Genomic DNA, 13,238 nt, shown 5'->3' with positions numbered 1-13,238 from the left:
TGGTGCGGTGCCGAGCGGTGGAGTGCCCGACGGCGACGGGCTCCGGCTGACCGAGCTCGTCGCGTCGATCTCGCTGGCCACCGACCTGGTGACGGGCCAGCCGATGGAGCACGCCCTGCGGACCTGCCGGCTGGCGGTGACCGTCGCCCGCTCCCTCGGACTGGACGCCGGCACGGTCGCCGACGTCCACTTCGTCGCCCTGCTGCGGTTCCTCGGCTGCACCGCCGACGCGCCGGAGATGGCGCGGCTCGCGGGCGGGGACAACCTCGGGTTCATGGCCGCGATGGCTCCGGTGGCCACGGGCTCGGCCAGGGAGGAGGTCCGGACGCTGGTGCGCAGCGCCGGGCGGGGTCTCTCGCCGCCCCGCCGGGCCGGCCTGCTGGCCGAGGCGCTGGCCTCCGCCCGCGCCGAGGTGTCGCACTGCGAGGTCGGCGCCCGCCTGGCGGCCCGCCTCGGCCTGGGACCCGGGGTGGTGGAGGCGCTGGCGCACGCCTACGAGCGGTGGGACGGCCGTGGCCTGCCGAACGGGCTGTCGGGCGCCGAGATCCCGGTCCCGGTCCGGGTGGTCGTGGTCGCGCGTGACGCCGTCCTGTGGCACCGGGCGGCCGGGCCGGACGCGGCGACGGACGTCCTGACCCGCCGCCGCGGCCGGGCCTACGACCCGGCCGCCGTGGACGCCGTCCTCGCCGTCGGGATCCCCGCGCCGGACGAGCCGGCGGTGTGGGAGGAGGTGCTGGCCGGCGAGCCCGAACCGGTGCGCCGCGTCGGGTCCGCCGGGCTGGACCGGGCGATGGCCGCGGTCGGGGACTTCACCGACCTGCGGTCGACGTGGACACGGGGGCGCTCGTCGCGGCTCGCCGCGACGGCGCGGGCCGCCGGGCGGGCCTGCGGGCTGTCCGGTCCGGAGCTCGCCACCCTGACCCGTGCCGCGTCGGTCGCCGACGTCGGCGCCGTCGGTGTCCCGAGCGGGATCTGGCAGCGCCCCGGACCACTGGGCCCGGCCGAGGTCGAGCGGGTGCGCCTGCACCCCTACCTCTCCGAACGCGTCCTGGGCAGGTGCGCGCAGCTGCGGCCGGTCGCCGCCCTCGCCGGCGCCCACCACGAGCGGCTCGACGGGTCCGGCTACCACCGGGGCAGCGCTGCCGCGCAGCTCCCCGGCCCGGCGCGCCTGCTCGCCGCCGCCGACGTCTGGACGGCGTTGCGCGAGGACCGGCCGCACCGCCCGGCGTCCACCTCTGCCGCGGTCCGTGACGTGCTGTGGCGCGAGGCGGCCGAGGGTCGCCTCGACCGGACGGCGGTCGAGGCGGTCCTGACGGTCGAGGGACAGGCCGCCGGCCGCCCGCGAGGCGCCCGCCCGGCGGGTCTGTCCGAACGGGAGGTGGAGGTGCTCCGGCTCATCGCCCACGGGTGCTCCAACCGGGAGGTGGCCCGCCGGCTGGGGATCTCGGCGAAGACCGTGGGCCACCACGTCGAGCACGTCTACGCCAAGATCGGCGTCACCACGCGCCCGGCCGCGGCCCTGTTCGCCATGGAGCACGACCTGCTCGGGGGATGGGGCGATCACCCGATGCCGTCCCGCCGGCCCCGGTCCCACCCTCGGTCCACCGATCCGACCGGTGGGAGGGGATCACCATGGACGTCCGGACGGAGAGCCGGCTGACGACCACGTCCCGGGACGGCACCCGTATCGCGTACTGGCGCACGGGGCAGGGACCGGCGCTGGTCCTGGTACACGGCGCCACCGCCGACCACACCCGCTGGGAGACGGTGCTCCCGCTGCTCGAGCCGCACGTCACCGTGTACGCGATGGACCGGCGGGGCCGAGGCGGGAGCGGGGACGCCGCCGGGTACCGGATCGAGGAGGAGGGCGCCGACGTGGCCGCCGTCGTCGAGGCGGTGGCCGCCGCCACCGGGGGCCCGGTCGACGTGCTCGGCCACTCCTACGGCGGCCTGTGCCTGCTCGAGGCGCTGACACGGACCCGCCGGATCCGCCGCGCGGTCCTCTACGAGGCGGGAGCCGGGGTGCCCACTCCGCCCGGGCTCACCGACGAGCTGGCCGCGTCGCTGGCCGCCGACCGGCGCGAGGAGGTCGTGACCCGCCTGCTCACCGTGGCCGCGGGGGTCTCGGCCGGCCAGCTCGCCCGCATGCGGTTGCTGCCGTCCTGGCCGAACCGGGTGGCCGCGGCGCACACCGTCGTCCGCGAGGTGCGCGCCCACGACGCCTACCGCCTCCGGCCGGAGCGGTTCGCCGCCCTCTCCGTGCCCACGCTGCTGCTGCTCGGCTCGGACAGCCCGCCGCCGGAGGCGGAGTCGACGGCGACGGTGGCGGCGGCGCTGCCGGGAGCACGCATCGTGTCGCTGGCGGGCCAGGGGCACGTCGCGATGCTCACCGCGCCGGACCTGTTCGCGAGCGCGGTCCTGGCCTTCGTGTCCGGTGGGCCGGAGGCCGACGCCCGGCGACGGTGACCGCTCGCGGCGGTCGGGACCGACACGGTCCCATGTGCCCTCGTCGACGGGACCTTCGGCCGCGGCGGCGTCGCGGGGACTCCACGAGCCTGTCCACCACTCGCACCTGCCGTCACAGGGAGGTGATGACCGATGACCGTCCTGACGCTCCCGGACGGCACCGACGGGTACGTGCTGCACCCTGGCGCCGGCGAGGCACTGGACTCCTGGTTCGGCGGGGCCCGTCTCACGATCAAGGCGACCGCCGCGCAGACGCAGGGGAGGTACGCCGCCGTGGAGTTCTGGGGTCCGCGGGGCTTCGGGTCGCCGGTGCACGTGCACGGCCACGACGACGAGTTCTTCGTGGTGCTCGAGGGCGAGGTGCGGTTCCGTCTCGGTGACGAGGTGACCGACGCCGGGCCGCGGTCCGTCGTCTACGGCCCACGCGGGGTCGCCCACGCGTTCACGATGAGCTCCGACGAGGCGCGAGTGCTCCTGTTCTTCGGTCCGGCCGGGGTGGAGGGGTTCTTCCGGGACGCCTCGGCGTTCGCGGCGACGCTGCCTCCAGGCGAGCCGCCGGACCCGCAGACGCTCGGAGAGATCGGCGCGCGGTACGGGCAGCGGTTCGTCGGACCGCCGCTGCCGCCGCGGGGCTGACCCCGCGGCCCCGTGTCCGCCATCCCCTCGACCGTCCGGCTGGTGCGACGTGCACGAGAACCAGTACGACGTCGTCGTCGGAGCCCGGTGTGCGGGCTCCGCCACCGCCCTGCTGCTGGCCCGCCAGGGCCACCGGGTCCTGGTCGTCGACCGGGCCACCTTCCCCAGTGACACGGTCTCCACCCACCTGGTCCACCCCCCGGGGGTGGCGGCGCTGCAGCGCTGGGGCCTCCTCGACCGGGTCGTCGCCTCGGGGTGTCCGGCGATCGACACCTACGCGTTCGACTTCGGGCACTTCACCCTCGCCGGCGCGCCGGGCACCCCGGAGAGCCCGGTCGCGTACGCCCCGCGGCGGACGGTGCTGGACGAGCTGCTGGTCGAGGCGGCGGCCGAGGCGGGCGCCGAGGTCCGGCAGGGCTTCCCGGTCGACGAGCTGCTCGTCGAGGACGGCGCGGTCGTCGGGGTCCGCGGCCACGGCCGGGACGAGCGCCGCCCGGTCGACGAGCGCGCGCGGGTGGTCGTCGGCGCGGACGGTCTGCACTCGCTCGTGGCCCGGGTCGTCCGCCCGGAGCAGTACCGGGAGCACCCGCCGCTGCTGTGCGGCTACTACGCCTACTGGAGCGGCCTGCCGATGCACGGCCGCTGGGAGGCCTACGACCGTCCGGAGCGGGCCTTCGCCGCGTGGGCCACGAACGACGACCTGACGCTGGTCATCGCCGGATGGCCGTACCGGGAGTTCCAGGCCAGGAAGCAGGACCTCGAGGGGGCGTACCTGCAGACCCTCGGCCTGGCTCCGTCGTTCGCCGAGCGGCTCCGTGCAGCCACCCGCGAGACCCGCCTCGTCGGTGCGGTCGTGCCGAACTACCTCCGCAAGCCCCACGGGCCCGGCTGGGTCCTGGTGGGCGACGCCGGCTACAACAAGGACTTCGTCACGGCGCAGGGCATCCAGGACGCCTTCCTGGACGCGGAGCTGTGCGCCACCGCGCTGCACGAGACCCTCACCGGCGGGCGTCCGTTCGACGCCGCCCTGGGCGAGTACCACTCCCGCCGGGACGCACGCGTCCTGCCGATGTACGAGTTCACCCTGCAGTTCGCGTCCCTGGAGCCGGCCCCGCCCGAGCTCCAGCGGTTGCTCGCCGCCGCTGCCGGCAACCGGGAGGCGATGGACCGGTTCGCGCGGGTCAACGCCGGGGTCGAGTCACCTGCCGAGTTCTTCGCGCCGGACAACGTCGCCCGCATCCTGGCCGCGGCCGAGCCGCCACCGGGTCCCCGCACACCGGACAGCCCGGTCGCGGTCGGTTGACCCTGCACCGGCCGGGCCGAGCCCGGTCCGGTCAGGGCTGGTCGAACAGCAGGGAGTCGAGGCCGCGGCGGACGCCCGGCGCCTCGGCCACCCGCCGGACGGCCAGCAGGGTGCCGGCGACGTAGGGGTCCGGGGACTCGCCGGCGTCGTGTCGGATGACCAGTCGCTCCCCGGTGCCGCCGAAGACGACCTCGGTGCTGACCACGAAACTCGGCAGCCGGACGGAGTGGACGCGGCTGCCGGCCACCTCCGCGCCCCGCGCCTCGACCGGGCCGTGCAGCTCCGGCAGCGGGACGGCGGAGGCCGGCGTGCGGACCGCACCGAGGGCCTCGGCGAGCTGGCGGGCGGTGCCGCTGGGCACGTCGGGCTTGCCGGCGCTCGCGTAGTCGACGATCTCCCAGCGGTCGATGAGCCCGGCGGCCAGTGTGGCGGCCCGCTGCAGGACCGCTGCCTGGACGGAGAAGTTGCCCGCGGCGATCACCCCGACGCCCCGGTCACGGGCGAGCCGGTCCAGCCGGGTGTAGTCGTCGTCGGTCAGCCCGCTGGAACCGACGACCGCGTGCACACCGGCCTGCACGGCGGTCCACACGTTCTCCTCGACGGCGGTGGCGCTGGTGTAGTCGACCAGCACGTCGACCTCGGCCGAGTGGAGCGCGTCGGCGACGGATCCGAAGACCCTGCCCTCGCTGCGCGACGCCGTCACCTCCGACAGCGCCCGGCCGGCCGCGGAGCGGGACACCCCCGCGGTGAGGACCAGGTCGTCGGCGGCGTCGACGGCGGCCAGGATCGGCGGCGCGGTCCAGCCGGTCACGCCGGCGAAGCAGACGCGGATCACGGACCGACCCTAGGGTCGGCGCCCCCGTCAGCGCTGCGACGACCCAGCGGGTGCCCTGACGGGGGAGTGTCCCCCTAAGTGCACTGGGTCGGGTGTGACGCCGCTCATACCGTCCGGGCTGGCCGTGGCAGAACGCGGCGTGGCCCATCGATCGCCCCGGCGTCGGGGCGGGACGGAGCACTCATGAGCGGCAATCCACGTGAGGTGGCGACCGGCACCAACCTCTTCGTCGCCGGCACGGTGACGGGCACCGCGCGGTGGTTCAACGACACGTCCGACGTCCTGTCCATCGACGACGACGACCTCGAGGACACCGTCGCCTTCGTCAACAAGGGCGGCATGACCTTCCTGTCGCCGATCCTGCCCGACCTCAAGGGCATCGTGTGCACGGCCGGCAGCCGCGAGTCGCACCTGGCCATCCTGTCGCGGGAGTCCGACGTGCCGTGCGTGCTCGCCGCGCAGCTGACCGGGGCCGTGTCCGACGGGGACACGGTGGTCCTCGACCTCACCGACGGTGAGACGGCCCGGATCTCGGTGACGGGCGCGGCGGTGACGGCATGACCCTCTCGCTGGAGACGCCGGCCGACCTGACGGCCCTGTACACCGACGCCGCGTACGAGCCGTCCCTGGCGGAGTGGAACTGGCTGGTGCAGAAGGCCGGTGCCGCCTACAGGTCCGAGCTCGCGGCCCGCACCGTCTTCGAGTCCGAGCTGTTCGGCATGAACACCTACATCCTCATGTCGATGATGGAGGACTACCTCCAGGTCCCCGACCGGCTCCGGACGATCCTGCGGCACGCCACGCCGTCCGAACTGGTCAGCCGTGACCTGCCGATCGGCACCAAGCGCAGCTTCATCAACCTGGCCGCGATGCCGCTGCACTACCTCACCGGCCGTGAGCTGTTCGTCGACCTGGGGGAGAACGGCCTCGCGGACGGGCTGGAGGACCAGCTGACGGTCCTGCGCTTCTGGCGGGAGGCGACGATCGCCGCCCGCACGGACGGCGTGCTGTTCAACATGGACGCCGAACCGGCCAACAGCTCCCACGTCGTCCCCCGGTCGCTGCTCGACGAGATCCGCGGGCAACTGCTCCCCGCCGACGAGGGCCTGAAGGGGACGATCCGCAAGTTCGGCGCCCGGCTGACCGCCTACGCGTTCCTGGAGAACTGCGACGCGCGCACCGCCGTCTGCGACACCGGCCCGTACGTGCTCGAGGACGGCTCCTTCCTCGCCCTCCGCGAGACGTGCACCGACCGGGACGGCGACTTCCCGTGGGTCGACGGCATCCGGGAGACCCTCCCGTACCACCACTTCGTCATCGCGCACCGGCTGCCCGGCTCGGTCCGGATGGACAACAACGTCTGGGGCACCGCCTGGTTCAGCCCCAGCGACCACCAGTCCGCCCTGATCGAGACGCAGGTCTTCTGCACCGACGACGGCACCCTGCGCCCGCTGGGCGCCGACGAGGTCGAGGCGGCGACCAAGGCCATCCGGAGCGCCCACCGGGCCCTCTACCAGCGCCTGGCCGAGACCGACCCGGAGGAGCGCAACCTCTACGCGACGCAGATGTACGCGTGGAAGCTCAAGCCCTGGGCCCGCCTGGCCGGCTGCTTCGACGAGATCGACTGGACCGTCACCCCGCGCATCGCGGAGTCCTACGCCCGCTTCAGCGACCCCGACCTGGCCCTGCGGCTCATCGGCGGCGTCTTCGTCCCGCAGGACCGGGACGGCTGTTTCCGCCCCCTCGGACAGGAGCGATGACCATGTCCCAGATCGGCAAGGGGATCCCCTCCTACCGCTTCCCCCCGGTCACGGGCCGGGCCCGCTGGTTCCGCTCGCCGTCCGACGTCATCGAGGCGATCGACTCCGACCTCGAGGCGACGATCGCGCTCGTGGAGTCCGGCGGCACGACGTTCCTCTCGCCCATCCTCGGGCGGCTCGGCGGCATCGTCGCCCGCGACGGCACGCTGCGCTCCCACCTCGCCATCGTGTCCCGGGAGTTCGAGGTCCCCTGCCTCGTGGGCACCGAGCTGGTCGAGGTCCCCGACGACGGCGCCGAGCTCACCCTGCAGGTCCAGGACGGCGACCTCGGTCTCGTGTCGCTGTCCTCGGCGGGGGCCCCGGCGGCGACCGCCGCGCCGCCGGCACGGGAGGACGTGTCCGAGCGGTGGTGGGCCTACGTCCGCCGGGTCGGCGACGACATCGGCGTCAAGGACTTCGACGTCGACGTCTCCCCGGCCGACCTCGACGCCCTGATCGCCGAGCCGCTCACCGACGAGCGGCTCGACGACCTGGTCCAGCACATGGGCCGTGCGTTCAAGCCGGAGATGACGCGGCGCTCGTCGTTCACCTCCGAGCTGTTCCCGATGCTGCCGTACATGTCGCTGTCGGTGATCGACGACTTCCACACCTACGCGCAGCGGGTCGCCGTCATCGACGCGGCGATGCCGGCGGAGGAGATCGGCCGGCGGCTGCGGACGGCGCCCGGGCAGGTCAGCCCGCTGTGGATCTGGATGGCCGGCTACCACTACCTGTGCGGCCGGGAGTGCCTGATCCGCATGGGGAGCCTCCGCCCGGACGAGCGGACCGAGGAGGTCCGCACGGTCGTCGACTTCTGGCGCCGGCTCACCCTGGCCCACCGCGGCGACGGCACCCTGGACAACAAGGACGCCGGCTTCACCAACCGCTACCTCCCGGCGGAGGCCGTCACCTCGCTGAGCGCCGCGACGCAGCGGCTGGACGCCGACGCGGCCAAGGCGCTCAAGCGGCTCAACGCGACCGTCGCCGGCTACTCGTTCCTCTACTTCACCGACTCCCGGGTCGGCATCTACGACTCCGGCCCGTACGTGCGGCCCGACGGCCGGCACACCATCGTCCGCGACTACCTGTCCCTGGGACCGAGCACGTTCGACTACCCGTGGGCCCGGGAGCTGCGGCCGCCCTTCACGGGCCTGACGCTGGTGCTCACCTACGACCCGGCGGCGTTCTCCAGCTTCGAGATCAACGACTGGGGGACCACGTTCACCGAACCCGACCAGCTGCTCGGCGCCGTCACCGACGCCGCCGTCGTCGGGCACACCGCCGACGGGCAGCAGCGGGTCCTCGACCCGGGGGAGTGGGCGCAGCTCACCGCCGACCTGAGCCGGTCGCACCTGGCCGTCTACCAGCAGTTCGCCGACATGGACCGCGAGCAGCGGATCTTCTCCGCGACCCGGATGTACACGTCCGGGCTGCGGCCGTTCGCCGACGTCGCCGGCGTGACCGACCGGGTCGACTGGTCCTTCTCGCCGGACACGCTGGCGCTCTACCCCGACCCCTTCGACGACGACGACGAGGCCGCCGCGATCTTCGGGACCGCGCTGGTGGCCAACGACATGCCGGGCGCCTTCTCGCCGACCCGCACGGCCTGACCAGGAGGACATCGATGCGCCAGTCGATGCAGCGGCTCGTCCCCGCGGACGAGCTGCTCTGCCACCAGACACCCGAGACGTTCGCGACGATCAGCCAGGCCGACGTCTCCTGGACCGAGAAGCTGTGGGCGTCGCTGTTCGCCCGGGACGGCTCGTTGCAGGTCGACGTCGGTCTGGGCAAGTACCACAACCGGAACGTCATCGACATGTTCGCGGGCATCTCCCGCGGCACGGAGCAGCTGACCGTCCGGGCCAGCCGGCAGCTGGACAGCGACCCGGAGCGGGTCGGTGTCGGCCCGCTGGACTACGAGGTGCTCGAACCGCTGAGGAAGGTCCGGTGGGTGCTGCGCGAGAACCACGTGCTGCCGATCCGGTTCGACCTCACCGTCACCGGGGTGCTGCCGCCCTTCCTGGAGTCCAAGGACTCGCAGCGCGAGCCGTCCGGCTTCCGGATCTGCTCCGACCTGCTCCGCTACCACCAGCCCTCGACGGTCAGCGGCCGGATCTGGGTCGACGGGGAGCAGATCGACGTCCACGACGAGGAGTGGTTCGGCTTCCGCGACCACTCCTGGGGCGTGCGGATGGACGTCGGCGAGCCCCCGGCGGACGTCTACCGGCCCGACCGGCTCGCCGGGGACTTCATCCTCACCTGGAGCCCGATGTGGCTGCAGCGGCCCGACGGCAGCAGCTACGAGATCCACCACTACCACCAGTGGGTCAACGGGCGGACGACGTACTTCTCCGGGTTCGAGAACCTGCCCGACGGCACCCAGCGGCCGCTGCACGCCCTCCAGGACGAGCTCAAGTTCGACCCGGTGAACCGGCGCCTGCTGGGCGGCAAGATGGTGTTCGACGCCGGCTGGGGCCAGACCCGCACCATCGAGGTGGAGGCGGCCAGCCACACCGGGTTCCACCTCGGCACGGGGCTGTACTTCGGGTTCAAGGGTCACCGCCACGGCCAGTGGCTGGGGCCCACGCACGTCGACGGGGAACGCTTCGCCGACGTGTCCGACCCCGAGACCGCGCGCACCGTCCACCAGCTGCGCGACTGCGTCATCCGCGTCCGTGAGGGCGACGCGGAGGGCTACGGGATCTTCGAGTCCATGGTCATCGGCGAGCACCCCCGCTACGGCCTGACCCGGGAGTCGTCCTTCCTCTAGTGGGAGGACCACCCTCCCCCCGCCTCGCAGGCGCAGGCGGAGGGACCCTGGAGGGTGGCCGTTCGGGTACGGCTCGAGGGCCGCCCGCCTCGTGCGGGCGGCCCTCAGCCGTGCGCGCGGGCGAGGAGCGCCAGCTCCATGCGGGACTGGCAGCCGGTGGCGGCCAGGATCCGGCTGACGTACTTCTTCACGCTGTCCTCGGCCAGCGACAGGGTCTCGGCGATCCCGGCGTTCGACAGCCCGTCGGCGACCAGCTGCACGACCTGCTGCTGCCGCTCGGACAGGCCGGCGAGCGCGGCGTGCCGCCGGGACACCGGCAGGCGCCGGGTGACCGCGGACAGCTGCCCGGAGAGCAGGCGGAGCGTCGCCAGCTCGTGGGGGCCCAGCCGGTCGGGCGCCGAGTCGAACATCCCCACCAACGCCGTGTGGCCGCCGGGCAGCTCGAGGCGCATCGCCGCGGCGGTCTCCATGCGCCAGGTGGTGTGCAGGAAGTGGCGGACGTAGGCGTCGGCCGACGCCGGCAGGCTGCCCATCGCCCGCAGCTCCGCCAGCGAGGAGACGCCGGTGGTGACCAGCTGCCGCATGGCCGCGGGCGTGCCGAACAGGTCGTAGCGCGACCACCGGTCGTGGTACTCCGGCAGCATCCGCACGGTCAGGCCCTCGGTCAGCGGGGTCAGGTCGCCGAAGGTGCTGTGGAACGTCGCGCCGGCGAAGAACGACACGTGCCGCAGCCCGAAGGTGCTGCCCAGCGACTCCACCAGCTCCTCGCGGAGGTCCGGGAGGGACGGCGCGACGGCGCAGTTCTCCAGGACGTCGAAGGCGCGCTCGTAGTCGACCTGGCGCAGCACGGCCCGCGCCGGGGTCCGGCGTCGCGGCGGCGCGGCAATGTCCCCCAACGTGGACTGGGTCACATTCCCGACGCTACCTAGCTTTCGTCCAGGTGAACAGCAGCGCAGCCCACCGCCCGGTGCGGCCCGCCGCGCCACCTCCGGCGACACGGCGGGCTCCCCGTCCGGGGCCGGCCCGCTCATCGACGAGCACAGAGAGGTGACGATGTCCGAACCCGCGGTGTCGCCCCCGAAGTGGGGCACGACCGAGATGCTGCCCCTGCCCGCACGCTTCAACTCCGCCGTCCGCGAGCTGGCCGCGGCGCGCTTCGCGGCCACCGGCGCGGCGTGGAAGGACGTGGTCTTCGACCGCCAGTACGACCTGTTCTCGCTGACCGACGCGCAGGCGATCGAGCAGGAGGCGCTCGACTCGGGCTACCGCTTCGACTTCTCGGCGACGGTCTCCCTGGAGTCGGAGCCGGAGAAGTACAAGCGCCCCGCGCGCGCCGCCGCCGGCTTCGCCGAGGGCTCGGCGGGCGCCGACGGGCGACGCCAGGTCGGGGTGGGGGACAACGTCATCCGCAAGTCCGCGAACGTGACCGGCCCGGTCGCCCTGGTCTCGACCATCGAGCAGGTCATGGAGTACCTGGCCGACGGCGTCCCGGACGGCACGATCGCGGTCATCGACGACTCGGGCGGCACCCTGACCGCGCCGATCATCGAGCACTTCACCGGCGTCATCTGCCTCGGCGGCACCGTCCGCTCGCACCTCGGCATCCTCGCCCGCGAGTACGACGTGCCCACGCTCATGAACTGCCGGATCGACACCTTGGAGGACGGCGACGTCGTCGAGATCGAGGTGACCGCGGCCCCGCCGGCGGCCGACGCCTACGAGACCGGCGACACCGGTCACGCCCGGATCTGGATCGTCGAGAGCGAGGCCTGAGGACCATGACCGCCAGCCCCCTGACCGGCACAGCCCGCAACCCGAAGCTGACCTACCCGTCGCTGCTGTCGACCAACAACTACATCCGTCAGCTCAGCGACACCACGTACTGGCTGTGCATCACGCGCACGGTCCAGGAGTCGAAGCTCTTCCCGATGAACCCGTACATGCTGCTGAGCTACCTCAACAGCTTCTACCGGTGGCCGACCCTGCTGCGCGAGATCGACGCGGCGACCCCGGCCGAGGAACTGGGCGACCGCGCCCGCGAGGTGAGCCTCAAGGTCGACACGGTCAACGCCGCCTGGGGACTGCCGGCGTTCTACCTCATCGGCCGCGAGATGCTGATGAACTGGGGCCTGCTCGGCCCCGCCGACGCGGTCGACGACGTCGTCGACGTGCTCGACTTCTCCCGCCGGTTCAACCTCGCCTACCACCGCAACGACGGGCACCTCACCAACAAGGAGTTCGGCGACCGCAGCCAGCTCCTGCCCGAGCGCACCCTGCAGGTCTTCGAGTCCGACCTGCACGGCGTGACCCCGGGGGACCGGCTGCACACGGCGGCGACCAAGCTGGTCGCGCAGCTGTCGCAGTACGCGTTCCTGGCGCACTGCGAGTGCCGGATCGGGCTGCACAACAGCGGCCCGTACGCCTTCGGGGACAACCGCCAGCTCATCGTGCGCGACTTCTTCGAGCTGACCGAGGGCGACTACCCGTGGCTGGACGGCATCGCCACCCGGCTGCCGGTCGCCAACCTGACGATCCCCATCGTCTTCAAGGACACCAACTTCCACCTCATGGACGACTGGGCCTCGTTCGAGGCCGAGCCGGCCTACGACGCGGCGAACATCGTCGCCGTCGGCATGTACACCTCCGACGCGCTCACCGACGGCTACGTGCCGGTCGGCATGGAGAACGCCGCGCAGCTGGCCGAGACGATGGAGCAGTACCGGGAGATCCTCAACGAGGCGACCGCCGACCTCTGGAAGCGGATCGCCACCTGGACGCGCGAGCAGATGATCGACGCCGGCGCGCTGGTGTACTCCTCGGTGGCCAAGGACTTCGCCCACCTCGCCGGCACCTACCGGCAGGACGACTGGCTCTCCCTCGACGACCGCGTGCAGCGCTTCAAGCCGCTGATGAACGACGAGTACGGCCGCGACGACCTCGCCGAGATGGTGGGCCTGATCGGCTTCCCGCACCAGAAGACGAACGAGTACTCGATGGCCCGGTACTCGGGTGCCAACCAGAACATGCTGACCGGCATCCCGTACTCGGTGCTCGTCGACGACGACTTCGCCCCGACGGCGGGGGACCGGCTGTCCGGCTCCAGCAGCCTCGACGCCAAGACCGGCCTCTGGACGACGTCCGCCGGCCGCCTCGACGTCGACGAGTACAACCGCCGGGCCCGGGACTTCCGGCCGGCCGTGCTGGCCGAGCCGTACCGCTACCTCGACGAGGAGTGGGTCAAGCGGCACTGGCGGACCGAGCGGGCCGACGAGCTGTACCGGCTGGCCCAGCGGGGGTCGCGGAACCTCGAGGGCCGCGGCGCCGGCCTGCGCCGCGCCGACCTGCCCGGCTCCGCCGGCTGACCCACCCCCGACTCCCGGCCGGCCGCGGGCCCGCACCCGCGGCCGGCCGGGGAGACCCCGCTCCCAG

12 protein-coding genes are annotated in these 13,238 nt (G+C 73.3%); 10 read left to right on the top strand and 2 right to left on the bottom strand.

The features are described 5' to 3' along the window. The first annotated feature begins 7 nt into the window (after positions 1–7). From ACI79Z_RS16335 to ACI79Z_RS16320, 4 genes are all read left to right on the top strand, one after another. Entirely contained in the window at positions 8–1,660 is a 1,653-nt protein-coding gene (locus ACI79Z_RS16335; RefSeq protein ID WP_387990947.1) for an HD domain-containing phosphohydrolase, read from the top strand. Beyond that, positions 1,633–2,466, top strand: coding sequence for an alpha/beta fold hydrolase (locus ACI79Z_RS16330; RefSeq protein ID WP_387990950.1), 834 nt, complete (start codon positions 1,633–1,635; stop codon positions 2,464–2,466). The genes ACI79Z_RS16335 and ACI79Z_RS16330 overlap by 28 nt, the downstream gene beginning before the upstream one ends. Before the next feature lie 132 nt (positions 2,467–2,598). Then, positions 2,599–3,102 (top strand): cupin domain-containing protein, encoded by a 504-nt coding sequence (locus tag ACI79Z_RS16325; RefSeq protein ID WP_456903250.1) that lies wholly within the window; start codon positions 2,599–2,601, stop codon positions 3,100–3,102. A 49-nt stretch (positions 3,103–3,151) separates the two neighbouring features. Beyond that, positions 3,152–4,405: an NAD(P)/FAD-dependent oxidoreductase gene (locus ACI79Z_RS16320; RefSeq protein WP_456903249.1), complete on the top strand. Its 1,254-nt coding sequence runs from the start codon at positions 3,152–3,154 to the stop codon at positions 4,403–4,405. Positions 4,406–4,436: 31 nt separating this feature from the next. Here the strand turns inward: ACI79Z_RS16320 and dapB are convergent, their stop codons facing one another. Then, complete coding sequence (gene dapB, locus ACI79Z_RS16315; protein WP_387990956.1) at positions 4,437–5,240, bottom strand: 4-hydroxy-tetrahydrodipicolinate reductase; 804 nt, start codon at positions 5,238–5,240, stop codon at positions 4,437–4,439. A gap of 183 nt (positions 5,241–5,423) precedes the next feature. Between dapB and ACI79Z_RS16310 the strand changes: the two genes are divergently transcribed. Genes ACI79Z_RS16310 through ACI79Z_RS16295 form a run of 4 tightly spaced genes read left to right on the top strand, consistent with a single transcriptional unit; the run spans position 5,424 to position 9,809 of the window. Continuing rightward, positions 5,424–5,801, top strand: a complete 378-nt coding sequence (locus tag ACI79Z_RS16310) for a PEP-utilizing enzyme (RefSeq protein ID WP_456903248.1) — start codon at positions 5,424–5,426, stop codon at positions 5,799–5,801. Then, the gene (locus ACI79Z_RS16305; RefSeq protein WP_387990962.1) at positions 5,798–7,000 is read left to right on the top strand and encodes a hypothetical protein; all 1,203 of its coding nucleotides are present in this window, start codon (positions 5,798–5,800) and stop codon (positions 6,998–7,000) included. Before ACI79Z_RS16310 ends, ACI79Z_RS16305 begins: the two co-directional genes overlap by 4 nt. Continuing rightward, on the top strand, positions 6,997–8,649 hold the full coding sequence (locus ACI79Z_RS16300; protein ID WP_456903247.1) for a PEP-utilizing enzyme: 1,653 nt from the start codon (positions 6,997–6,999) through the stop codon (positions 8,647–8,649). Before ACI79Z_RS16305 ends, ACI79Z_RS16300 begins: the two co-directional genes overlap by 4 nt. Before the next feature lie 14 nt (positions 8,650–8,663). Further along, entirely contained in the window at positions 8,664–9,809 is a 1,146-nt protein-coding gene (locus ACI79Z_RS16295) for a hypothetical protein (RefSeq protein WP_387990968.1), read from the top strand. 104 nt (positions 9,810–9,913) lie between these two features. On the opposite strand, the gene ACI79Z_RS16290 is transcribed toward ACI79Z_RS16295, so the two are convergent. Beyond that, complete coding sequence (locus tag ACI79Z_RS16290; protein ID WP_456903246.1) at positions 9,914–10,720, bottom strand: response regulator transcription factor; 807 nt, start codon at positions 10,718–10,720, stop codon at positions 9,914–9,916. Positions 10,721–10,862: 142 nt separating this feature from the next. Here ACI79Z_RS16290 and ACI79Z_RS16285 point away from each other — a divergent pair, with 142 nt between their 5' ends. After that, positions 10,863–11,582 (top strand): PEP-utilizing enzyme, encoded by a 720-nt coding sequence (locus ACI79Z_RS16285; RefSeq protein ID WP_456903245.1) that lies wholly within the window; start codon positions 10,863–10,865, stop codon positions 11,580–11,582. 5 nt (positions 11,583–11,587) lie between these two features. After that, positions 11,588–13,171, top strand: a complete 1,584-nt coding sequence (locus tag ACI79Z_RS16280; RefSeq protein ID WP_456903244.1) for a hypothetical protein — start codon at positions 11,588–11,590, stop codon at positions 13,169–13,171. Positions 13,172–13,238: the final 67 nt, after the last annotated feature.

The sequence above is a fragment of the Geodermatophilus sp. SYSU D00663 genome, from assembly GCF_054050655.1.
Note: the sequence above shows the minus strand (reverse complement) of the source record. Positions and strands in the feature narration are given on the sequence as shown.

Bases quoted from the DNA above. Each gene is read 5' to 3' on its own strand.
- ACI79Z_RS16330 (WP_387990950.1), top strand. From the start codon at position 1,633: ATGGACGTCCGGACGGAGAGCCGGCTGACGACCACGTCCCGGGACGGC.
- ACI79Z_RS16305 (WP_387990962.1), top strand. From the start codon at position 5,798: ATGACCCTCTCGCTGGAGACGCCGGCCGACCTGACGGCCCTGTACACC.
- ACI79Z_RS16280 (WP_456903244.1), top strand. From the start codon at position 11,588: ATGACCGCCAGCCCCCTGACCGGCACAGCCCGCAACCCGAAGCTGACC.
- ACI79Z_RS16285 (WP_456903245.1), top strand. From the start codon at position 10,863: ATGTCCGAACCCGCGGTGTCGCCCCCGAAGTGGGGCACGACCGAGATG.
- ACI79Z_RS16310 (WP_456903248.1), top strand. From the start codon at position 5,424: ATGAGCGGCAATCCACGTGAGGTGGCGACCGGCACCAACCTCTTCGTC.
- ACI79Z_RS16300 (WP_456903247.1), top strand. From the start codon at position 6,997: ATGACCATGTCCCAGATCGGCAAGGGGATCCCCTCCTACCGCTTCCCC.
- ACI79Z_RS16325 (WP_456903250.1), top strand. From the start codon at position 2,599: ATGACCGTCCTGACGCTCCCGGACGGCACCGACGGGTACGTGCTGCAC.
- ACI79Z_RS16295 (WP_387990968.1), top strand. From the start codon at position 8,664: ATGCGCCAGTCGATGCAGCGGCTCGTCCCCGCGGACGAGCTGCTCTGC.